Raw genomic sequence first — 22,262 nt, 5'->3', positions numbered from 1 at the left:
AGCTGCACATGGCTATCCTGCATACCCAGCTCAATCCCCGTTCAGCGGAGTTCGCCGCCAACAGCGCGGCGATGCTTGAACAGGTCGACGCGCTGCACACCCTGCTCGCCCAAGTGGCGCAGGGCGGCGGCGCGAAAGCCCAGGAACGGCACACCTCGCGCGGTAAATTGCTGCCGCGTGAGCGGATCAATCGTCTGCTCGATCCGGGCTCGCCGTTTCTCGAGATCAGCCAGCTCGCCGCGCACGCGGTGTACGGCGAAGACGTGCCAGCCGCCGGGGTGATTGCCGGGATCGGCCGGGTCGAAGGCGTCGAGTGCATGATCGTCGCCAACGACGCGACGGTGAAAGGTGGCTCGTACTACCCGCTGACCGTGAAAAAACACCTGCGCGCGCAGACCATCGCCCAGCAGAACCGCCTGCCATGCATCTATCTGGTGGACTCGGGCGGCGCCAACCTGCCGCGTCAGGACGAAGTGTTCCCGGATCGCGAGCACTTTGGCCGGATCTTCTTCAACCAGGCCAACATGAGCGCCATGGGCATTCCGCAAATCGCCGTGGTCATGGGCTCGTGCACCGCGGGCGGTGCCTATGTGCCGGCGATGGCGGACGAAGCAATCATGGTGCGCAATCAGGCAACGATCTTCCTCGCCGGCCCACCTTTAGTGAAAGCCGCGACCGGAGAAGTGGTCAGCGCTGAAGACCTCGGCGGTGCCGATGTGCACTGCAAGATTTCCGGCGTGGCCGACCATTACGCCGAGAGCGACGAACACGCCCTCGCCCTCGCCCGCCGCAGCGTCGCCAACCTTAACTGGCGCAAGCTCGGCGAGGTGCAACAACGCACGCCGATTGCGCCGCTGTACGCCAGCGACGAGTTGTATGGCGTGGTGTCGGCCGACGCCAAGCAGCCGTTCGATGTGCGCGAAGTGATTGCGCGGCTGGTCGACGGTTCGGTGTTCGATGAATTCAAGGCGCTGTTCGGCACCACGCTGGTGTGCGGTTTTGCGCATCTGCATGGCTACCCGATCGCGATCCTCGCCAACAACGGCATCCTCTTCGCCGAAGCCGCGCAAAAAGGCGCGCACTTCATCGAACTGGCCTGCCAGCGCGGCATTCCGCTGCTGTTCCTGCAGAACATCACCGGCTTCATGGTCGGCCAGAAATATGAGGCCGGCGGCATCGCCAAACACGGCGCCAAACTGGTGACCGCTGTGGCCTGCGCCAAAGTGCCGAAATTCACCGTGATCATCGGCGGCAGCTTCGGCGCCGGTAACTACGGCATGTGCGGCCGCGCTTACGATCCGCGCTTCCTGTGGATGTGGCCGAATGCGCGCATCGGCGTGATGGGTGCCGAGCAGGCGGCGGGTGTGCTGGTGCAGGTCAAGCGCGAGCAGGCCGAACGCAGCGGCCAGGCCTTCAGCGCCGCGCAGGAAGCCGAGATCAAACAGCCGATCCTCGACCAGTACGAAGAGCAGGGTCACCCCTACTACTCCAGCGCACGCCTATGGGACGACGGCGTCATCGACCCGGCGCAGACCCGTGATGTGCTGGCCCTGGCCTTGTCCGCGTCGTTAAACGCGCCTATCGAACCTAGCCGCTTCGGCGTGTTCCGGATGTGATGCTTTTTTTGTGGGAGTGAGCTTGCTCGCGAAAGCGGTGTATCAGTCAACGTATCCGCAACTGACAGACCGTCTTCGCGAGCAAGCCCGCTCCCACAGAAACCGTGGAGACGGATGAATATGAGCGATTTCAACACCCTTGAACTGCAGAACGATCCACGGGGTTTCGCCACCCTGTGGCTCAACCGTGCGGAAAAGAACAACGCGTTCAACGCCGAAATGATCCGCGAACTGATCCTCGCACTGGACAAGGTTGCCAGCGACGCCAGCCTGCGTTTCCTGTTGGTGCGCGGGCGTGGCAAGCATTTCAGCGCCGGCGCCGATCTGGCGTGGATGCAGCAATCGGCCGAACTCGATTACCACACCAACCTGGACGATGCCCGCGAACTGGCGGAGCTGATGTACAACCTCGCCAAGCTGAAAATCCCGACCGTGGCCGTGGTGCAGGGCGCGGCGTTCGGCGGCGCGCTGGGGCTGATCAGTTGCTGCGACATGGCAATCGGCGCCGATGACGCGCAATTCTGTCTGTCGGAAGTGCGCATCGGCCTGGCGCCGGCGGTGATCAGTCCGTTCGTGGTGCAGGCCATCGGCGAACGTGCCGCGCGTCGTTATGCGCTGACTGCCGAGCGCTTCGGCGGGCAGCGTGCGCGAGAAATCGGTTTGTTGTCCGACAGCTACCCGGCTGCCGAACTCGATCAAGCGGTCGAGCAATGGATCGACAATCTGCTGCTCAACAGTCCGGCCGCGATGCGCGCCAGCAAGGATCTGTTGCGCGAAGTCGGTAACGGCGCGCTGACCCCGGCGCTGCGCCGCTACACCGAAAACGCCATCGCGCGCATCCGCGTCAGCCCTGAAGGCCAGGAAGGCTTGCGCGCCTTCCTGCAAAAACGTGCACCGAGCTGGCAAACCGCAACCACCACCAAGGAGCCGCGTTGATGAGCGCACCTGTTCTCACCACCCTGCTGGTGGCTAACCGTGGCGAAATCGCTTGCCGGGTCATGCGTACCGCAAAGGCCTTGGGCCTGACCACCGTCGCCGTGCACAGTGCCACCGACCGCGAAGCGCGGCACAGCCGGGAGGCGGATATCCGCGTTGATCTCGGGGGCAGCAAAGCCGCCGACAGCTATCTGCAAATCGACAAACTGATCGCAGCGGCCAAGGCCAGCGGCGCGCAGGCGATTCACCCGGGTTACGGTTTCCTGTCGGAGAATGCCGGCTTCGCCCGTGCCATTGAACAGGCCGGGCTGATTTTCCTCGGCCCGCCCGCTTCGGCCATCGACGCGATGGGCAGCAAATCCGCAGCCAAGGCGCTGATGGAAACCGCCGGTGTGCCGCTGGTGCCGGGCTATCACGGCGAGGCGCAGGATCTCGAAACCTTCCGCGATGCCTGCGCACGCATTGGCTATCCGGTGCTGCTCAAGGCCACGGCCGGTGGCGGCGGCAAAGGTATGAAAGTGGTTGAGGACGTCAGCCAACTGGCCGAAGCGCTGGCCTCGGCGCAGCGTGAGGCGCAGTCGTCGTTCGGCGATTCGCGGATGCTGGTGGAGAAATACCTGCTCAAGCCGCGTCACGTGGAAATCCAGGTGTTCGCTGACCAGCACGGCAGCTGCCTGTACCTCAACGAGCGCGATTGCTCGATCCAGCGCCGGCACCAGAAGGTCGTCGAAGAAGCCCCGGCCCCGGGCCTGACCCCGGAACTGCGCCGCGCCATGGGCGAAGCGGCCGTGCGTTCGGCGCAGGCGATCGGTTACGTCGGTGCCGGCACCGTCGAGTTTCTGCTCGATGCGCGTGGCGAATTCTTCTTCATGGAGATGAACACGCGCTTGCAGGTCGAGCACCCGGTCACCGAAGCGATCACTGGCCTCGATCTGGTGGCGTGGCAGATTCGTGTGGCGCGCGGTGAAGCGCTGCCGATCACCCAGGATCAGGTGCCGCTCAATGGCCATGCGATTGAAGTGCGCCTGTATGCCGAAGATCCGTCGAATGATTTCCTGCCCGCCACCGGACGTCTGGAGCTTTACCGTGAATCGGCCGCCGGACCGGGGCGTCGGGTGGATAGCGGGGTTGCAGAAGACGATGAAATTTCGCCGTTCTATGACCCGATGCTCGGCAAGCTGATCGCCTGGGGCGAAGATCGCGAGCAGGCGCGCCTACGGCTGTTGAGCATGCTTGATGAGTTCGCGATTGGCGGCTTGAAGACCAACATCAACTTCCTGCGGCGGATCATCGCGCATCCCGCGTTTGCCGCCGCGGAGCTGGATACCGGGTTTATTCCGCGTTATCAGGAAACGCTGCTGCCCGCTCCGGGTGAGCTGAGCGATGAGTTCTGGCAGACCGCAGCACAGGCTTTCGCGCAGAGTCTGCCGGGCGCTGTTCGGGCGGATGACCTGGGTTCGCCGTGGGCGTTGAACAGCGGGTTGCGCGCAGGGTTGCCGGCGGAAGTCACCTTGCACTTGAGCTGCGAAGGTCAGGATCGGGCGTTGACCTTGGGCAGCACCGACAACGCCAAACTGTCGGATGAAGCATTGGTCGTCGAGCACGATGGCGTACGTCGCAACTTGCGTGCCATTCGTCAGGGCGATTCGCTGTACCTGCAATGGGAAGGCGAGTTGCGGCGTATTCAGATGTTCGACCCAATCAGCGCCGTCGACGCCAGCCACAGCCATCAGGGCGGTCTGACTGCGCCTATGAACGGCAGCATCGTGCGGGTGTTGGTGGAGGCCGGGCAATCGGTCGAGGCCGGTGCGCAACTGGTGGTGCTGGAGGCGATGAAGATGGAGCACAGCATTCGCGCGCCCCATGCGGGAGTGATCAAAGCGCTGTATTGCCAGGAAGGCGAAATGGTCGGCGAAGGCAGCGCTTTGGTGGAACTGGAAGCCGAGTAAATGGGAGATCGATCCTACGCCGAGCGAGGATCGATCTGACTAGAAACGCGCCGTGGCCTGAACCACCACGCCGATGATTCGACACTCATCGGTGAACAGGGCTTTGGGCCAGGTCGGATTGAGCGGTACCAGATAACGCTGGCCGCCCTCTTCGTCGAGCTTGCGGAAGATCGCTTCGTCGCAGCCCTGCCACTGGGCGATCACCAGTTTGCCGGGCAGCGCCTCCACCTCCGGGTCCACCAGGATCAGCATGCCTTCGGCGATGCTCTGACCTGAAGGTGCGGTCATCGAATTTCCCGTCACGGTCAGCCAGAACGCTGCGCCACGGGCGTGATAGTCCGTCAGTTCGAAGCGCTGCTTGTCATGTGACGGGGCGTAAGCGGCGGTTGCACTCTCACGCGATTCGCACGGCGTGTGCCAATCGCTGACCGGATAGCGGAAATACGGGTTGTACTTCTGCGCCAGCGGCATCTCGTCATCGTCGGTCTCCTGCGGCTCGCGAATCACCAGCACCACTTCAAGGAAGTCCATCCCCAGCGCCTGCAATACGCGGTTCATTTCCGTAATACCCGGCTCGCGACGTTTGTTCAGCCAATGGCCGATCCCGCCCTGGGACATGCCGACGCGCTCTCCGAGCTCTGTTTGAGTGATTTTGAGTTCACTCATCTTGGCCTTGACCAACTCAATCCATTTATCCATGTGCGGCACCTTACTTGCCCCGCCTTCGGCCGGCAAAACACATATTGTAGTATTTAAATCCTCGTCACAACTACGCATCGTACTATGCTGGAAGCACGGACTTTCAATCGAACAAGGAGTGACCCTTCACCATGAATATCAGCAGCAAAGACTTGCCCGATCTGCAAATGGACACCACGTTCACCTCCCCTCAAGGCAACGCGGCAGCGCAGCGAGCACTGGACTATTACTTGAAACCAGCTGTTTCAGAACCCGAGGTCGAGGAGCGATTTTTCAATGTAAAACGCCATCTCAGCGGCGAAGAGGCCCTCGTGCACGCGTCGGATCTGTTGCGCTGTGCAGCGGCCACAGCCTTCAAGGCAGCAGAAAACCTGCAGGGCGCGAGCCGCGACCTGGCATTTTCGGTGGTGCATATGGTGGATATGGCGCGAGCGATGGTCGACCATTCAATTGATGGCGAACAGCTCTGACGAACATGGGAAGCGGACGGACAGGAAAGAATTTTCCGATCGCGCAGATAAAAACATTTGACTTGCAAATGATAATGATTATTATTGCAAGCAGCTGGTCGCGAGATCAGTCGATGGACCAGAGACCTTAGGTCGGTCTTCTGGACTATCTCCTCATCAGGCTAATCACGGTTTTTGACCCGGCTTTTTGCCGGGTCTTTTTTTGCCCGTTTTTCGGGCTTATGGCTTCAGGCTAATGAAGTCTTTGGGTGCTGCAAATTCGATGGCGCGGATAATATCAAAAGAATATCGCTTGGCAAGCAAAGCCCGGCCCGATTGGGGCAAACTAATGACAATTAGCACTTGAGAATCAATCGCACAGTCTCTAAGCTGCTTGCGCGTCACGGAAGACGCCCCCCACCGCAACCCGCAATTTCCCTCGGTTTCACCCCAGTCTTGCGTGTAAAGTAGCCGCCATAAAAATCATATTCAGGAACCGATTATGACCGTGGCCAAATCTTCGTTCGACATCAGCGCCAACTTCGACAGCGGCAACATTCAAGTCATCGATATTTCCAATCCGCTCAACCCGGTTCTGGCCATTCGCCCGGATACCCGGAGCGCTCACTTCCAGTGGTTCCACTTCAAGGCCAGCGGCCTGCATGTTCATCAGGAACACTGGTTTCGCCTGGTCAACGCCAGCCAATCCTCCTACAACAAAGCCTGGACCGGCTATCAGGCCGTCGCTTCCTACGACCACGTCAATTGGTTTCGTATTCCTACCAGTTTCGAAGGCGACAGCCTGCGCTTTTGCCTCGAAGCCGAGCAGACCCACGCCTGGTTCGCCTACTTCGAACCCTACAGCCGAGGTCGTCACGACTGGCTGATCGAGCAAGCGCTGACCAAGGCCGGCACCGAACTGCTGGCCACCGGCAAAAGCGTCGAGGGTCGTGACATTCAGCTGCTGCGCAAGGGCAGCGGCGCCGAAGGCCAGCGCAAAGTCTGGATCATCGCGCAACAGCACCCGGGCGAACATATGGCCGAATGGTTCATGGAAGGCGTGATCGAACGCCTGGAGCGCCACGACGACCCGGTGCTGAACAAGCTGCTGGCCAGCACCGATCTGTATCTCGTGCCGAACATGAACCCGGACGGCGCCTTCCACGGGCATTTGCGTACCAACGCCATGGGCCAGGACCTGAACCGCGCCTGGCGGAGCGCCAGTCAGGACATCAGCCCAGAGGTACTTTTCGTACAACAGCAGATGGAAAAGTACGGCGTCGATCTGTTCCTCGACGTACACGGTGATGAAGAAATTCCCCACGTGTTCACCGCCGGTTGCGAAGGCAACCCAGGTTACACGCCGCGCATCGAGAAGCTCGAAGAGCATTTCCGCACGCACCTCAAGCACACCACGAAAGACTTCCAGACCAAATATGGCTACACCCGCGACGAACCGGGTCAGGCCAACATGACCCTGGCCTGCAACGCGGTCGGCCAGAAATACGACTGCCTGTCGCTGACCCTGGAAATGCCGTTCAAGGATCACGATGACCATCCGAACAAAGAAACGGGCTGGTCGGGCAAGCGCTCGAAACAGTTGGGCAAGGACGTGCTGACCACCATCGCCGACATGGTCGATACCCTGCGCTGATCCTTCCCCCGCTCTACCCAAAGATCGCAGCTATGTCTGCGATCTTTTTTTTGCGCAATCACACGCCATGACCAACAAGGTTGCAAATTAAAACCAGAATGCTTACCGTGATTCTGGTTTTAATTTGAAACCCAAAAAGGAATCAGGGTATGCAACCTCAACCTCTCAAAAGCAGCGTGGTACTGCTGTTCGCCATTGCCTGCGGTCTGGCCGTGGGCAACGTGTATTACGCGCAGCCGCTGCTGGACGCCATGGCCGAGGCGTTCACCATGTCGCCGGCAACCATCGGCATTGTCATTACCCTGACGCAGATCGGCTACGGCATTGGCCTGGTATTGCTGGTGCCACTTGGCGACCTGCTCAACCGACGGCGGCTGATCGTCACCCAGACCCTGCTCTCGGCCGCCGCGCTGTTGATGATCGCGCTGGCGCCCAGCAGCGTATGGTTGCTGCTCGGCATGACCCTGACCGGTTTGCTCGCAGTGGTGACGCAAGTGCTGGTGGCCTACGCCGCGACCCTGGCGATCCCGGCGCAACGCGGCCGGGTGGTCGGCGTCGTCACCAGCGGCATCGTCGTCGGCATTCTGCTCGCCCGCACCATTGCCGGGGTCATGGCTGATCTGGCCGGTTGGCGCGCGATCTATCTGCTGTCGGCGGGGCTGACGCTGCTGATGGCACTGCTGCTGTTGCGCGTCTTGCCCAAGAATGAAGCCGCGCAGCCCGCAAGCCGTTACGGCGCGCTGATCGCTTCGGTGTTCAGTCTGTTCCGGCAAGAGCCGGTGCTGCGGCAACGGGCGATTCTCGCGCTGCTGATCTTTGCCAGCGCCATGGTGCTGTGGACGCCGATGGTGCTGCCGCTGGCCGCCCCGCCGCTGTCGTTATCCCATAGCGAAATTGGCCTGTTCGGCTTGGCCGGCGCCGCCGGTGCACTCGCCGCCGCGCGGGCCGGACATCTGGCTGATCGCGGTCTGGGCCAATGGGTCAGCGGTCTGTCGCTGCTGCTGATGCTCGCCTCGTGGCTGCCGATCGCCCTCACCCAGTCCTCGCTGTGGGCGCTGTTGCTCGGCGTGATCACCCTCGATCTGGGCTTGCAGGCCGTACACGTCACCAGCCAGAGCATGATCTACAGCGTGCGCCCCGAAGCGCAAAGCCGCCTCACCGCCGGCTACATGCTGTTCTATTCGATCGGCAGTGCATTGGGTTCGATTACCTCGACGGCGATGTACGCCTGGGCCGGCTGGACCGGCGTGTGTCTGCTTGGCGCCGTTATCAACGCAGTGGCGCTGGGTTATTGGTGGCTGACCCTGAGAAGTGGCGCACCGCAGCGGTGCGCCACACAGACGGGTTAGTCGCGATCGCGACCGCGCAACATGCTGTCGAGCACCTCGTCGCGGCGCACCCAACCATGGAACAGCGCCGCCGCCAGGTGCAACAGCACGGTGAGGAACAACAGGTACGCCAGATAGCCATGCGCCTTGCGCAGCAGGGCAAACACTTGCGCATCGGCCGGCAGGATCGACGGCAACTGCAAGGTATTGCTGAGCATCACCGGCTCCCCCGAGGCACTGATCATCGCCCAACCGAGCAGCGGCAGCACCAGCATCAAGGCGTACAACAACACATGCGAAGCCTTGGCCGCCATCACCTGCCAGCCCGGCAGATCCGCCGGCAGCGGCGGCTGTCGAGTGGAAAACCGCACCAACAGGCGCACGACCACCAGCAACAGAATCGCGATCCCCAATGGTTTGTGCAGATGAATCAGCCATTCATGCCGCTGTGAAACCGAAGTAACCATGCCGGCGCCGATGAACAACATGGCGATGATCATTACCGCCATCAACCAGTGCAGCAGCCGCGCCAACAGCGCGAAATGAGTCGGTTGCGTGCTCATGGGCGAGCCTCCTGTCTGGCGGCGGGCAATTGGCTGACTTCACTGGTTCGCCGTAGATAGGAATCGGCGTAACCGGCGGAACGCGCGGCGAGCAGCGGGTCGTCGGAACCTTCGATACCGGCCGGCAGCACCAGCGGATCGTAGTTGATGTCGCGGCATTCGCCGCTGAGCTGCGGCTGAGTCTTCTCCAGCACCAGCGTGCCGGCGTTGATCACCTTGCGACCCTCGGGCCAGGTTTTGCTGGCATCGTTCACCGGATCACCGGGGTTGGCCAGGGTGATATTCAACTGCCAGCGCAACGGCCCCTCGGCCAGACGCTGCACCAGATCCTTCTCGAGAAAATCCGCCCCCTCCGGCGCCGAGGCTCCGGCGGCATCGCGCGCCAGTGGCGTGACACTCCAGCGCACCGCCTGCTTCTGCCCACTGGCGTTGACCAGATAGAACGCATTCACGCTGTTGTAGGTTTCAGTGGCATAGCTGGCCGACGGTTTGGCGCTCTTCACCCACGTCAAAAACGGCACGGCTTCCGGGTGCGCGGCGAAGAATGCCGGCACTTTCGACGGATCCGGTTTACCCGTGGCCGGGTCCGGCGACTGCGCCTGCTGCAATTGATAGAACGCCTCTGGAGTGCCGACCGGGAACACCGGCATGCTGTTCATCCCGGTGCGCCATTGCTGACCGTTGGCCTGGGTGAAACGCAGCGCCAGACTGCGGATCGGCACGCTGCTGTCCGGGGCGTAGGGATTCCCCGCCGGCAATGCGAAACGCCCGACCACCGGGGTTTGCGCCTCGTTGAACACCTGCGCCGAAGAAAACGCCCGCGCCTCGCCACTGCTCTCGAAATGCCCGATCACGCACACGCCCTTGGCGTGGTTACGCCGAAACCCGGGATGCACGCCGTTGTTTTTCTCCAGCACATCGACCAGCGCCTTGGGCGTCAGACGTTGTGGGTCAAGGTTACCGTGCACGTAGGCAAACGCCCCGGCGACAGCGGCAACCACCACGGCAATCGCCGTCAGGCGCAACACTGTGCTCGCGGCACTCAAGGGCGGGCGCGACGACCTGCCCGGCGGTGAAGTGCGATCAACCATGAATAACTCCAGGGCCATCGGCCACAAGTAGGAAGAATCAGCAAGACGCACCCCATCAGGATTTATTCCATGGCCCGGTATTTATTTTTCCGAACGTGGAATAACCTCGAACGGCAGACGTCTCCCTAGTCCGCAGCGTAGTGACTAGTAGAAATTCATGAGCGAATTCGACGAACAGTTGAGAGAAATCATTCCCAGATTGCGCCGCTTTGCCGTGTCGTTGACCCGCAACAGCAGCAGCGCCGACGATCTGGTGCAGGCCAGCCTCGAGCGGGCCCTGTCCGGCTGGAGCGCGAAACGCGCCGAGGGTGATGTGCGCGCATGGCTGTTCGCGATCCTCTATCGGCAGTTTCTCGACGCCCACCGACGCTCGCGCCGTTATGCGCGGATGCTCGAATTTTTCACCGGGCGCGATGACGCCGAACCCTCGGTCGAACGCACCGTGCTCGCCCAATCGACCCTGCAAGCCTTCGATCGCCTGCCCAGCGAACAACGCGCGCTGTTGCTGATGGTCTCGGTCGAAGGCCTGAGCTACAAGGAAGTCGCGGACATCCTCGACGTCCCCACAGGCACGGTGATGTCGCGCCTGTCCCGCGCCCGCCAGGCCTTGCGCCAACTCAGCGACGGCGAAATCAGCAGCCCTTCTTTGCGGATACTCAAATGATCAGCATGCCTCCCAGTGAGCGTGACCTGCACGCGTACGTCGACCATCAACTCAACGAGGCCGACCGGCGTCTGGTCGACACCTGGCTGACCACTCACCCGGAAGCCGCCGCGCAGGTGCGCGCCTGGCAGCACGACGCCCAGTTGTTGCGCGCAGTCCTGGGCGGTGCCTTGCAGCAACCGGCCAATCCGGAACTCGATCCCACGCTGATTCGCCAGCGCCTCAAACGTCAGTCGCGTCGTCACCTGGCCAGCGCGGCGGTGTTGCTGATCGCGGTCGGCATCGGCGGTTTCAGTGGCTGGCAGGCGCGGGAAATGACCCTCGTGCGCTCTTCCATGCTGCCGATGACCGATGCCTTGCAGGCCTATCGTTTGATCGCCCAGCAAGGGATTTTGCCGGCGGACTACAAAGTCGACAGTGACGGCGACATGCAGCATTGGCTCGACCGCTATTTCACCCAGGCCAGTCGCTTGCCGGATCTGAAATCCGCCGGTTTCAAACCGGTCAGTGGCCGCCTGCTCAGCACCGATGAAGGCCCGGCGGCGATGGTGGTGTATGAGGATCGCAGCGGCCACAAGGTCAGTTTCTACGTGCGGCCACCGGGGCCGAAGAACACCTTCCTGCCACGCGGCAGTCGCAGCGACGGCGATCTGCAGGCCGATTACTGGTCCGGTGGCGGGTACAACTATGCGATGGTCAGCCCGACGGATTCGCCGGCGGTACAGCAATTGAGGCAGTCACTGCCATTGTGAAAACTGCGCCAATCCCCCTGTGGGAGCGGGCTTGCTCGCGAAAGCGGTAGATCAGTCACCATCATTGCTGAATGACACACCGTATTCGCGAGCAAGCCCGCTCCCACAGGGGTCATCGTATGAGTCAGAACCCTACATCGAGCACCACATTGTCCAAATACGTCCCCGCCGGCGGTGTGGTCTGATCGGTGTAGATCTTCGCGTTGTAGTTGAAGATCTGGCTCCCGGTGCCCAGACCATTTCCTGGATTGACCTCGGCGTCAGTGCTCGACCGGCGCGCACTGCCGACACTGCCCCAACGAGTAGTCCCGGCGCTTTTGAAGATGTCGTAGGCCAGATAATTACTTCCGGAAATCATCCGCCGCCGACCGCCGACACTGACCGGGTTCTGCCCGTCGCTCAAACCGACGGTGTAGGCGCTGCCCTTGGTACAGGCCAGGTTGATGGTCTGCCCGGTCACCGGGGTAAAAGCGCTGATCACCGGTGCACTGCCAAAGGCAATGTTCGGCGCAGTAATCGTGCAGTCGTTGGACACGGTCAGGTTCACCGTCAACGTCGCGGTACCGCTATTGATGTCGCGCCCCAGACAAACACTGCCGATGCCGATCCCGGAGCAGTAATTCCAGTTCCAGAAAATGCTCAGGGTTTCCGTATAGACCCCGGCGGCGACGTTGCTGCCAATGGTCGTGCCCAGATACAGCGGCACGGTTTTCGGGGTGGTGCCGTTGAGCAATCCCAAGGCATCGATAATGCCGTTACGGGCGAAGTCGAAGGCGCTGCCACGGGTGACCGGGTAGCTGGTGCTGTTGTTGGCGTAGATCGTGTAGCCGATGACGTCGCCGGTCGGCCCGAGCAAACCACTCTGGGTCGAGGTGATGGTGGCGTAGAAATGGTCGTTGCTGGTCAGCAATGACAACAGCGAACCGGTACAACTCAACCCGGCATTGAGCGTGGAACTGGGCTGCGTCGTGGTGCGCACGGCAATCGAACTGATTGAGCCGAATGCCGCCGGCGTGGTGCTCACCACCGAACACAAGGCCTGCGCCACCCCCGGCAGCAGCAGCGCCAGACACAGGCAGATCCGCACCGCATTCACTGGCACACCAACGGGCCGATCAGCGGCACCTGGCTTTGCTGCATGTCCACGGCGAATTGCGCGTTGCAGGTCTTGCCGTCGGCCAGCGTCACCTGCAACGAGTTCTGCGCCTGGAGGTTTTCCAGATAGACCAAGCCGTCCCAACCGACCACCGTGCGCGCGCCACTCTGCTCGTGCAGCACGCCCGCGCCCAATGGCAATTCACGCTGCTGCGCATCCACCAGCACAATACTCGCAGCGATCACCCGGGTCAGTGGAAACTCCAGCAAATAACCGCTGCCACGGCGTACGGCGATGCGTTGTTCGACGTTGGGGCTGCGCACGTTGGCCGGCAGATTCAGCGGATCGATTTCGTATTTGCCGCGGTAGTACGCGCTGCTCCACGGCACCAGCAAGTGGCCGTTTTTATCGGTTTGACCGACCTGCTGGTTTTCGTAGCGCACCGGAATGTCGGCGAAACCATCGGTGCTGACCACCACAAACGCGTCGTCGATGCGATTGGCGGCGAACACCTGGCGGTCCATCCACACCAGCGAGCCACTGGCATCGGCCCAACGGGTCTCGGCCTCGGACGTGCCGTAGACCCCGGCCTGCAACTGCACAGATTGCAGACGCCAGGTCACATCAGCCTGACGATAATCCGGGCCATCACCCTTGGCGTAACCCAGATTGAAACCGACCCCGCCCTCGGTCGGTACCGAGCGGCTGTAATTGACCCGCTGCTGACTCTGCCCGGTCTTGCTGCGCTCGCTGCTGATCGCCAGGCTGCCGCGCAGATCGAACGGGATCACCAGTTGCGCCTGCACTGCCCAGTGGCTGTCGCCGATCTCGCGGTTGGCCGACAGATAGAAGCTGCTGTTGCGCCACAGCGGCTTGCTCCAGCTCAGGTTGAGCAGACGCGTGCGTGAATCGTCCGCCGCGCGCACATCGAAATAGCCGGCACCGAGGCTGCCCCAGCGCTCAAGGTTGACGCTCAGGGTCGCCTGCTCGCTGCGCCGGCTGAGGCTGATATAAGGGCTGTCGATCACGCTGAGGTCGGCGTACTGATCGCGGCGCTGCAGGCGCTGCCAGGAAAAACTGTAGCGCTGGCTGCTGTACTGATAACCGAGACTCAACTGCTCGCCGCCGTCGCCGTCGAATCGGCTCTGACTGATGGCGCTGTTGAGTACGCCGAAATTGCCCAAGCGCAAATTGCCGCCGATGCCGCCGAGGGTCAGCGAGTCAGCCGCTTCGGCGTGGCTTTCCAGGGTGAAGCTGTCGCTGACACCGTAGCGCAGGCTGCCGGAAGTCACGCCGGGGCCATAGCTGAAGTCCTTCAAGCCGTAATCGCGGCGCAACGTACCGGCCGCCACCGAGAAATCACTCAGGCCTTTTTGCAGCAGACTGCTGGTGACATAGAACGGCACCGTGGTCGACACCTGCCGCCCCAGCGCATCGGTGGTCACCACCACCGCCTCCCCGGCGCCGTTGATGAAGGGAATGTTGGTCAGGGTATACGGCCCCGGTTGCAGGTCGGTGCTGCTCGACTTGTAGCCGTTGATGAACAGATCCACCGACGACGGCACCGCGGCCTCACCGGCGAACTGCGGCAGCGGATAGGTGACCAGATCCGGACGCACGGCAAAGTCCCGCGAGAACTGCACACCGCCCAGACGCACCGAGTTGCTCCACGGCAAGGCGCCACTGATCACGTCCCCGCCCTCGTAGGTGAGCATTCGCTCGTCGTCGGAGTAACGCCAGGTGGTGTCGTAGCGCAGGTAGCCGTTGTCCAGTGTGCTGACCGAATCGCCGGACAAGGTGCGCCGGTACTGCCCGGTGTTGGACAACGTGCCCCAGCTATCGAACAGCCGCACCTCGTTCCACGCCGCCAGATAAGTGCCGGCATCGTCGGTGTCGTTGAGGTACAGGTCATAGTTGAACAACGCGCCGAAACTGCTCAGCGCCGGGGTGCGCGGATAGTTCTCGCGATTACCGATGAACTGATCCGGCAGCCACTGCGGTGGCACCACCAGCAGCAGGCGCTGGCCGACACTGTCGTATTCGCTGTGCAGTCCAGGCAGGCCGTCGAGAGCAACTTCAGCACCAGGATTGCCCGGCAATTTCATCCCGGTTTCAGCCAATACGCTGGCCGGCAAAAACAGATGGCCGTCACGCTGCTGCACCGCCACCACCCGCCCGGTGTTCATCTGATTGACCACCAACTCCAGAAACAACTGTGCATCACTCACGGCCTCCATGCCGCTGGGCGGTGGCGGCAGTTCGCCGGCCCCCGATGGATCAACGAACATCAGGCAACACGCGCCAGTCATGAGCCACAACGGACGCTGAATACGTCGAGCCCATCCCGGACTCATACACGCTTTACGTCCGTCAATGGACTTGATCCTCCTGATACCACTCTTGCCAAAGCCAGTTATCTTTCTCTGGAATTTTGACGACACGATGCATTCATTGTGGCGAGGGAGCTTGCTCCCGCTCGGCGGCGCAGCCGTCGTCAGAACTGTTTGAGCGGACTACCTGACACGGCTTGGGGCTGCTTCGCAACCCAGCGGGAGCAAGCTCCCTCGCCACAAAAGTCCACTCGGCATTGGCTCCTTTTTCAGCGTCCCGGCGCAATGCTCTGCACCTGCGCCCCACCATTGACGCGCACCTGCAACGCCGACTCACTGGCCAACGGCCCCGGTGCCGGCCAGCGCATCACTGCTCCCGGCAGCACATAACCGAGCAGGCCTTCGGCCAATGGTTTGCTCTGCCCGCCCTGTTTGATCACCACATCGGTCAGCCGCGCATGCACCGCGCCCTGATTGCGCACCTCGACATAGGGCCGACCGTCCACCGCCACCGTGCGCCAGCTCAGCTGCGGCACACCGATACCTTTGGGGTCACGCGGGCGGGTGCTGTCTTCCTTGCTCCACAGCCCCGCGCCGTAGGCAAACAACGGCACCGAATAGCGCATCTGGAAACGAATTGCGGCCGCGGTTTTGCCGCCCTCGGCAGCCGGCGGCTGGGCGGAAGGGATTTCGTCGATGATGATCCGGTAGGCCAGTTCCTGCCCCGGCGGCACCTCCCTGGTCCGGGTCAGACGCACCAGTTGCTTTTGTCCTGGCTCGATCTTCGCTACCGGCGGGCTGCCGATCACGTCGCGCTGATTCTGGTATTGCTCTGCAAAACCGCTCTGGCTCCAGCCGAACACACGGATCTGCAGGTTGGCGGTTTCCGTGCCACGGTTTTCCAGCCATAGCGCACTGGCCTGTTGATCGGCCTCCAGCACCGGATCGATCGGCCAGATCAGCACCGAGCTGGCGGCCTGCGCATGGCCGGCCCCGAGCATGACCAGCGCCAGCAACGCGCCCTGCAACAACGAATGCCCAGACGTAACTGCCCCCATGAACCTGCTCCTTGTCGGCCATTCAAATGTCGCTTTACCACGACAGCTGCACCTGCAACACGTCGCTGTACGTCCCCCCGGGCTGATTGCCCGGCAATTGCGCCTGGCCGTAAATCGGCAGGCTGATGTTGTTCGCATCGCTATAGGCCACCGCCACGCTCTGGCCGATGCCCAGGCTCTGGCTGTAAGCCGCATCGCGAAACAGCGCATACGCCACCCGCGCACTGCCGCTGTTGATCTGCATATGCCGACCGCTGCTGTTGTACTGGCCGCCATCGACCGTCATGTTCAGTGCCACCCCCGGCGTGCACTGCAACTGCACGCCGCCGGTCAATGCCACTTGCACCGTTCCCGTCGCGAGGGCCGAGCGCGAGCCGAAATTCAGCCCGCCGTAATTCGACACCCCGCCGACTACGAGACACCCCGGCGTGACGGTCGCGCTGACCTGAAAGCTCTGGCTGGTCGCCGCCCCCAGTGGCAGCGGCACACTGCCCGCACAGAGCAGGAGCAGCGCGGCACAGCCCTGGCGGCGCATGGCATCAGAACGTCAGTTCAACAGCGACGGTGTCGGTGTAAGTCCCGGCCGGCAGTCCAGCCTTGCCCACCGCCTGACCGTAGATATTCACCGTCTGCGCCACGCCAGTGCTGGTCGCCAGGTTGATCGTGCCGTCGATCGGCAGCAGTTGCGAATGCCCGGCATCGGTGTAGAAATCGTACGGCACGTAGTTGGCGACACCGTCGTACAACGCACGAGCACCGCCCGGCGACTGCCCGTCGTGAGCACCGGCGCGCACCTTGACCACCGGGGTCGTGCCGCTGGAACAGAGAATCGACAACGCCCCGCCGCCACCGCCGAGCACTTGCCCGCTGGCGGTGGTGAACAGACTGTTGGCGGTACCGAAGTTCAGCGCACCGAAGTTCAGGCCCGTGGAGCCGCCGGCGCCATTGACCTGACAGCTGCTGATCAGGGTCAGGCTGGCGGTGATCTGGCCGGTGACCGTGGTGGCGGCGTGGGCACTGGAAACCAGCGTCATGCCGAGCAACGACAAACCTATCCTTGATGCAAACTTGCGCATGGTGTCCGTCCTCTACGGGGTTACCAGTCGAGCGTCACCGTCAGCGTGTCGGTGTAGACACCTGCCGGAACCACGCGGGTATTCGCCACCACCGAGCCAAACACCGGAATCGGTATTTGCGCACCGCTGGTGACAGCGAAATTGTGTTGTTGACCGATGCTGTAGCGCTGGCTGCCGGAGGCATCCAGAAAGAGTTGATAAGGCAGGGTCTGACGCCCGTTGCTCAGGCGGCGGGTGGTGCCGTCACCGTGGCTGCCGCCGTCGATGGTGACGGTGAAACCGGTGACCGAAGGGTTGCAGGCGACATTCAGCTTGCCGCTGCTGTCGCCGTCGAGACTGGCCTTGATCGGCGCGTTCCAGGTTGGCCCCTGCTGACCGAAATCGAGGGTGCCCAGATTGCTCACCGGGATCGCCGGGGTGGCGCTGTTGGTGACTTCGCACCCGGCGATCAGGATCAGCCGCGCATTGATCTGCCCACTGATCGCCGCCTGTGCGTCGTCAGCGAGCAACAGCAGCGTACCCGTGGCGATAACCATCCAGTGCTTGCCTGTCATTGCGTCCGTCCTACTCCTTCAGGATGCCTGCCTACCTTGCGTTCAGCATTGAACGCCCCTTCCCTGCGCAATCCGCCTCCAGCGAATTGCCTGAAATTTTGCACTCACCAGGTCACGGTGACCTTGACCAGATCCGAATAGCGGCTGACCTGCGGCACCTGCGCCAGGCGCTCGATCCGCGCGTACAGCGGCAGTTCCACCGTGCCGGTGTCCGGCACCCGGCCGCTGACCGGCACGTCCACCACCAGCGGCACCCGGCGCGCCGCGTCCTGATAAAGCCGATATGGAATCGGCTGGCTCCCCGCCGCCCCCGCCATGTAGCGAACCTCGCCAACGCCACCATGCAGGCCACCGTCGACCCGCAGTTGATACGGCGTGTCGGGGTTGCACTCCAGGCGCGGCAGACGCTGATTAATCAGCGCCGCACCCAGTGGCCCGGTCGGATCATCGAGACGCGCAGCACTGCCGAAATCCAACACGCCCAGCTGTTCAATACCTGCCTCACGCTGCTGGCCGATCAACTGGCAGCCACGCTGCACGTCAACGCGGACTTCGACCTGAAGATCCGCCGCATGCACCGAGGCCCCAAGCACCCCGAGCAGGCCCATCACCACACGTACAATCACTGTCCCATTCCTTGTGAGGGAACATCCTGGATGACATTACTGTGTTTCAGGGTAGCAACGGACGACGAATCCGCCAGTCGATTGGATCCATGGATCTGCCGGGATATGTTTCGAAAGTTTGGCAACACGGCGAATTACATCGCTGAAAATAGCTGTACGTCCCGCACAAATTTGTTCAGTGATCGCCCACTGTCAACGAGCCGCGATGGAAGCCGGGCGCAGCCTCTGGTTACACTAAGGCGCCGCGCTCCCGGGCGCCGGTCTGATGAACACGGAGTAACTGCACTGTGCCCTCTCGAGCGCCCAAACGATCGCCACTGACCCTGCGCTGGTCGGCGCTGCGCCGCTGGTTCGCCAAGGGCCGGCCCGCGCATGCCGGGCATGACGCGAATGCCCAGTCGATCCGCGACTATTTCCGGCACAAGGCCCACGGCCAGGGTTACACCCTCAGCCACAGCCAGCAGCGGGTGATCGATTGCATGGCGCAGCAGGCCAGCCTGTTGTTCGGCGCCAAACCGCAAACGCCGCCGAGCCTGTACCTGTATGGTGCGGTCGGACGTGGCAAGAGCTGGCTGCTCGAAGGTTTTTTCCAGGCTCTGCCCACCGCGCAGAAGCAGCGCGTGCACTTCCATGCATTTTTCGCCCGTCTGCATCAGGGCATGTTCGAGCATCGCGAACAGGACGACGCCCTCGCCGTGACCCTTGATGAGCTGTTACACGACTGCCGGGTACTGTGTTTCGACGAATTTCATGTGCATGACATCGGCGATGCGATGCTCATCACCCGCCTGTTCAAGGCCTTGTTCCAGCGCGGCATCCTGCTGCTGGTGACCTCCAACTATCCACCGGAAGGCTTGCTACCCAACCCGCTCTATCACGCGCGCTTCAAACCGGTGATCGACTTGATCAACGCCCGAATGCAAGTGATGGAGGTCGGCGGCCCGCATGATTACCGCAGTCAGGCGAGCAATCATGCGCATCAGTTGTTCACCCAGGGCCACTATGTGTGGCCGGCCACCGCGATCCAGCGCCAGGCCTTGAGCCTGCCGCCGCAGGACGCGCCGGCGATTGCCTTGCCGGTGGGCATCCGGCACCTGCAGGCACGGCTGTGCGAAGGCCGCACCGTCGGTTTCACCTTCAACGATGTGTGTGAGCAACCAACGGCAGTGATGGATTATCTGGAGCTGTGTCGGCGTTTCGACCACTGGATCATCGACGACCTGCCGGAACTGGGTGAGTGCTCGATCGCCGCGCAACAGCGCTTCATCAACCTGATCGACGTGCTCTACGACCAGGACAAACACCTGACCCTGCTCAGCCACTTTCCACTGCGCGAAGCGCTTGGCGGCAATGCCATCGACCTGGCCCGCACCCGCAGCCGTCTGGGGCAGTTGCAGGAAATCCACTGACCCACCCAAGTCCCTTGTGGGAGCGAGCCTGCTCGCGAAAGCGTCCTGTCAGCCAATATTTCGCCAACTGACACTCCGCCTTCGCGAGCAGGCTCGCTCCCACAGGAATTAAAGGGGCCTCCAGTTCAGATCAGTGCAAATCCCGGCGTTGCCGTTATCATGTCGCCCATTCCGAGCGCCCGGCGCTTCTTTCCCTTGATAGTGAACATCCCCATGCACACCCTTGCTCAATTGCGCGCCGGCGAGTTGTCGGGCATTACCCGGCTGGATCTATCTTGCGGCCTGACCGAGTTCCCCCGGGAGATTTTCGAGCTGGCCGATACGCTGGAGGTGCTCAACCTCAGCGGCAACGCCTTGAGCAGTCTGCCGGACGACCTGCATCGGTTGACCAGAATGCGCATTCTGTTCTGCTCGGACAACCACTTCACCGAGGTGCCGGAATGCGTCGGAAAATGCGCGGCGCTGACGATGATCGGCTTCAAGGCCAACCGCATCAGCCACGTGCCGGGCGCAGCACTGCCACCGCTGCTGCGCTGGTTGATCCTGACCGACAACTGCATCGAAAGCCTGCCCGTCGAACTGGGTGAGCGCCCGTATCTGCAAAAACTGCTGCTGGCCGGCAATCGCCTGCAAGCGCTGCCCGCCTCAATGAGCCAGTGCCATCGCCTGGAGCTGATCCGCATCGCCGCCAACCAGATGCGTGAACTGCCGCAGTGGCTACTGACCCTGCCGAGCCTGACCTGGCTGGCGTATGCCGGCAATCCGCTGGAAACCGAAGCCGATGCCGCCGCGCTGGAAGCCACGCCGCTGATCGACTGGTCGGCGCTGCGTCTGGAACAGCGCCTGGGCGAAGGCGCCTCGGGGGTGATTTCCCGGGCGCAGTGGCAGCGCGCCGACGGCTCGCAGGTGCCGGTCGCGGTGAAGCTCTATAAAGGTGAAATGACCAGCGACGGTTCGCCGCTGCACGAGATGAACGCCTGCATCACCGCGGGCTTGCACCCGAACCTGATCCGCGTGGAAGGCCGTATTCACGGGCATCCCGATGGCCAACAGGGGCTGGTGATGCAACTGATCGACCCAAGCTTTCGCAACCTCGCGGCATTGCCGAGCCTGGCGAGCTGCTCGCGGGATGTGTATGCCGAGGACTGCCGCTTCAGTGCCGAAGTGGCGCTGAACATTGCCAAGGGCATCGCTTCGGCGGCCGAGCACTTGCATCAACAGGGCATCACCCACGGCGACCTCTACGGCCACAACATTCTGCTGAACGATCAGGGCGATTGCTTGCTCGGGGATTTCGGCGCGGCGTCGTTCCATGCCACCACCGACAACCTGGAAACCCGGGCCCTGCAACGCATCGAAGTGCGGGCGTTCGGGGTTCTGCTCGGGGAATTGCTGGCGCGCGTCGACTCGGGGTTGAGCGATGAACAACGCGAGGTGCTGGAGGCGCTGGAACAGCGTTGCTGTCAGCCGGACGTGCTGGCGCGGCCGGGGTTCAGCGAAGTGATCGAGGTCTTGGAAACGCTGTAACTGACGCAAATCCTGTGGCGAGGGAGCTTGCTCCCGCTGGACGGCAAAGCCGTCCCAAAAACAACGACTGCCGCGCAGCCGAGCGGGAGCAAGCTCCCTCGCCACAGTTTATCTTTGCAGCAAATCAGCCCGCCAGACCGACAAACATGTCCTGCACGTCGTCGTGGTTGTCGAGGCCTTCGAGGAACGCTTCAACTTCAGCCATCTGCTCGGCGCTCAGGCCGCTGACCGGGTTCTTCGGCTGGTAGCCGAGTTTGGCCGACAGCACCGTGAAGCCCTGCTCAGGCAGGGCTTTCTGCACGGCGTCGAGGTCGGTCGGATCGGTCAGGAACAGGGTCGCGCCCTCTTCGCCCGGCTCGAAGTCCTGGGCACCGGCCTCGATCGCGGCCATTTCCGGATCGGCGTCCGGGGTGTCCGGCGACGCTTCGATCATGCCGACGTGGTTGAAGTCCCAGGCCACCGAACCGGAAGCGCCCAGTTGACCCTTGCGGAACGCCACGCGGATTTCCGCGACGGTGCGGTTGATGTTGTCGGTGACGCACTCGACGATCAACGGAACCTGATGCGGTGCGAAACCTTCGTACGTCACGCGGTGGTACTGCACGGTTTCGCCCAGCAGGCCGGCGCCTTTCTTGATGGCGCGGTCCAGGGTTTCCTTGGGCATCGAGGCTTTCTTGGCCTGCTCGACCACCAGACGCAGGTGTGCGTTGGTGGCGGTATCGGCACCGTTGCGGGCAGCGATGGTGATTTCTTTCACCAGTTTGCCGAAGATCTTGCCCTTGGCGTTGGCTGCCGCTTCTTTGTGTTTAACCTTCCACTGTGCGCCCATTACTCACTCTCTTGATCTGTGGCGCCGAGACATCTATTGGCCGACGCGTGGCGCCA

General features: G+C 62.3%; 21 protein-coding genes. 10 read left to right on the top strand and 11 right to left on the bottom strand.

Going from position 1 to position 22,262, the window contains the following annotated elements; all coding sequences use genetic code 11:
* Positions 1-8: 8 nt before the first annotated feature.
* The 3 genes from HDC30_RS09480 to HDC30_RS09470 all read left to right on the top strand — a co-directional run bounded on the left by HDC30_RS09480 (position 9) and on the right by HDC30_RS09470 (position 4,501).
* A complete protein-coding gene (locus HDC30_RS09480) occupies positions 9-1,616 on the top strand; it encodes a carboxyl transferase domain-containing protein (protein ID WP_139054542.1) in 1,608 nt (535 codons plus the stop codon).
* A gap of 120 nt (positions 1,617-1,736) precedes the next feature.
* A complete protein-coding gene (locus tag HDC30_RS09475; protein ID WP_096795669.1) occupies positions 1,737-2,552 on the top strand; it encodes a gamma-carboxygeranoyl-CoA hydratase in 816 nt (271 codons plus the stop codon).
* Positions 2,552-4,501: an acetyl/propionyl/methylcrotonyl-CoA carboxylase subunit alpha gene (locus HDC30_RS09470; protein ID WP_183782619.1), complete on the top strand. Its 1,950-nt coding sequence runs from the start codon at positions 2,552-2,554 to the stop codon at positions 4,499-4,501. The genes HDC30_RS09475 and HDC30_RS09470 overlap by 1 nt, the downstream gene beginning before the upstream one ends.
* A 39-nt stretch (positions 4,502-4,540) precedes the next feature.
* Here HDC30_RS09470 and HDC30_RS09465 read toward each other — a convergent pair whose 3' ends face one another.
* Positions 4,541-5,200: a LexA family transcriptional regulator gene (locus HDC30_RS09465; protein ID WP_027614618.1), complete on the bottom strand. Its 660-nt coding sequence runs from the start codon at positions 5,198-5,200 to the stop codon at positions 4,541-4,543.
* 131 nt (positions 5,201-5,331) lie between these two features.
* Between HDC30_RS09465 and HDC30_RS09460 the strand changes: the two genes are divergently transcribed.
* The 3 genes from HDC30_RS09460 (at position 5,332) to HDC30_RS09450 (ending at position 8,652) form a co-directional block, all read left to right on the top strand.
* The gene (locus HDC30_RS09460; RefSeq protein WP_027614617.1) at positions 5,332-5,670 is read left to right on the top strand and encodes a DUF6124 family protein; all 339 of its coding nucleotides are present in this window, start codon (positions 5,332-5,334) and stop codon (positions 5,668-5,670) included.
* 481 nt (positions 5,671-6,151) lie between these two features.
* Positions 6,152-7,303: a carboxypeptidase family protein gene (locus HDC30_RS09455; RefSeq protein WP_183782617.1), complete on the top strand. Its 1,152-nt coding sequence runs from the start codon at positions 6,152-6,154 to the stop codon at positions 7,301-7,303.
* A gap of 149 nt (positions 7,304-7,452) precedes the next feature.
* Positions 7,453-8,652 carry an MFS transporter gene (locus tag HDC30_RS09450; RefSeq protein WP_183782615.1) on the top strand — a complete coding sequence of 400 codons (1,200 nt, stop codon included), beginning with the start codon at positions 7,453-7,455 and terminating at the stop codon, positions 8,650-8,652.
* Here the strand turns inward: HDC30_RS09450 and HDC30_RS09445 are convergent.
* Both HDC30_RS09445 and HDC30_RS09440 read right to left on the bottom strand, forming a co-directional pair.
* Positions 8,649-9,194 carry a cytochrome b gene (locus tag HDC30_RS09445; RefSeq protein ID WP_183782613.1) on the bottom strand — a complete coding sequence of 182 codons (546 nt, stop codon included), beginning with the start codon at positions 9,192-9,194 and terminating at the stop codon, positions 8,649-8,651. The two genes, HDC30_RS09450 and HDC30_RS09445, sit on opposite strands and share 4 nt — an antisense overlap.
* Complete coding sequence (locus HDC30_RS09440) at positions 9,191-10,285, bottom strand: catalase family peroxidase (RefSeq protein WP_183782611.1); 1,095 nt, start codon at positions 10,283-10,285, stop codon at positions 9,191-9,193. The genes HDC30_RS09445 and HDC30_RS09440 overlap by 4 nt, the downstream gene beginning before the upstream one ends.
* Before the next feature lie 157 nt (positions 10,286-10,442).
* Between HDC30_RS09440 and HDC30_RS09435 the strand changes: the two genes are divergently transcribed.
* Positions 10,443-10,949, top strand: a complete 507-nt coding sequence (locus tag HDC30_RS09435; RefSeq protein WP_183782609.1) for an RNA polymerase sigma factor — start codon at positions 10,443-10,445, stop codon at positions 10,947-10,949.
* On the top strand, positions 10,946-11,701 hold the full coding sequence (locus HDC30_RS09430) for an anti-sigma factor (protein ID WP_183782607.1): 756 nt from the start codon (positions 10,946-10,948) through the stop codon (positions 11,699-11,701). Before HDC30_RS09435 ends, HDC30_RS09430 begins: the two co-directional genes overlap by 4 nt.
* 124 nt (positions 11,702-11,825) lie before the next feature.
* On the opposite strand, the gene HDC30_RS09425 is transcribed toward HDC30_RS09430, so the two are convergent.
* From HDC30_RS09425 to HDC30_RS09395, 7 genes are all read right to left on the bottom strand, one after another.
* On the bottom strand, positions 11,826-12,797 hold the full coding sequence (locus HDC30_RS09425; RefSeq protein WP_183782898.1) for a spore coat U domain-containing protein: 972 nt from the start codon (positions 12,795-12,797) through the stop codon (positions 11,826-11,828).
* The gene (locus HDC30_RS09420) at positions 12,794-15,151 is read right to left on the bottom strand and encodes a fimbria/pilus outer membrane usher protein (protein WP_183782605.1); all 2,358 of its coding nucleotides are present in this window, start codon (positions 15,149-15,151) and stop codon (positions 12,794-12,796) included. The genes HDC30_RS09425 and HDC30_RS09420 overlap by 4 nt, the downstream gene beginning before the upstream one ends.
* Before the next feature lie 245 nt (positions 15,152-15,396).
* Positions 15,397-16,185, bottom strand: coding sequence for a molecular chaperone (locus HDC30_RS09415; RefSeq protein WP_183782603.1), 789 nt, complete (start codon positions 16,183-16,185; stop codon positions 15,397-15,399).
* A 34-nt stretch (positions 16,186-16,219) separates the two neighbouring features.
* Complete coding sequence (locus tag HDC30_RS09410; RefSeq protein ID WP_183782601.1) at positions 16,220-16,720, bottom strand: spore coat U domain-containing protein; 501 nt, start codon at positions 16,718-16,720, stop codon at positions 16,220-16,222.
* A gap of 4 nt (positions 16,721-16,724) precedes the next feature.
* Positions 16,725-17,261 (bottom strand): spore coat U domain-containing protein, encoded by a 537-nt coding sequence (locus HDC30_RS09405; RefSeq protein WP_183782599.1) that lies wholly within the window; start codon positions 17,259-17,261, stop codon positions 16,725-16,727.
* 20 nt (positions 17,262-17,281) lie between these two features.
* Positions 17,282-17,815, bottom strand: a complete 534-nt coding sequence (locus HDC30_RS09400; RefSeq protein ID WP_183782597.1) for a spore coat U domain-containing protein — start codon at positions 17,813-17,815, stop codon at positions 17,282-17,284.
* A 104-nt stretch (positions 17,816-17,919) separates the two neighbouring features.
* On the bottom strand, positions 17,920-18,423 hold the full coding sequence (locus HDC30_RS09395) for a spore coat U domain-containing protein (RefSeq protein WP_183782896.1): 504 nt from the start codon (positions 18,421-18,423) through the stop codon (positions 17,920-17,922).
* Positions 18,424-18,728: 305 nt separating this feature from the next.
* On the opposite strand from HDC30_RS09395, the gene zapE reads away from it, so the two are divergent.
* Together zapE and HDC30_RS09385 are read left to right on the top strand one after the other, a co-directional pair.
* The gene (gene zapE / locus HDC30_RS09390) at positions 18,729-19,850 is read left to right on the top strand and encodes a cell division protein ZapE (RefSeq protein WP_183782595.1); all 1,122 of its coding nucleotides are present in this window, start codon (positions 18,729-18,731) and stop codon (positions 19,848-19,850) included.
* Positions 19,851-20,063: 213 nt separating this feature from the next.
* Positions 20,064-21,377, top strand: a complete 1,314-nt coding sequence (locus tag HDC30_RS09385; RefSeq protein WP_183782581.1) for a protein kinase — start codon at positions 20,064-20,066, stop codon at positions 21,375-21,377.
* Between the two features lie 124 nt (positions 21,378-21,501).
* Here the strand turns inward: HDC30_RS09385 and HDC30_RS09380 are convergent, their stop codons facing one another.
* Positions 21,502-22,206 carry a YebC/PmpR family DNA-binding transcriptional regulator gene (locus HDC30_RS09380; RefSeq protein WP_027614601.1) on the bottom strand — a complete coding sequence of 235 codons (705 nt, stop codon included), beginning with the start codon at positions 22,204-22,206 and terminating at the stop codon, positions 21,502-21,504.
* Positions 22,207-22,262 lie beyond the last annotated feature (56 nt).

It is taken from the genome of Pseudomonas sp. JAI115, from assembly GCF_014200835.1.
In the GTDB taxonomy this organism is placed as follows: Bacteria; Pseudomonadota; Gammaproteobacteria; order Pseudomonadales; family Pseudomonadaceae; genus Aquipseudomonas; species Aquipseudomonas putida_A.
The sequence above is the reverse complement of the archived record's forward strand: the minus strand, read 5'-3'. Positions and strand labels throughout refer to the sequence as shown.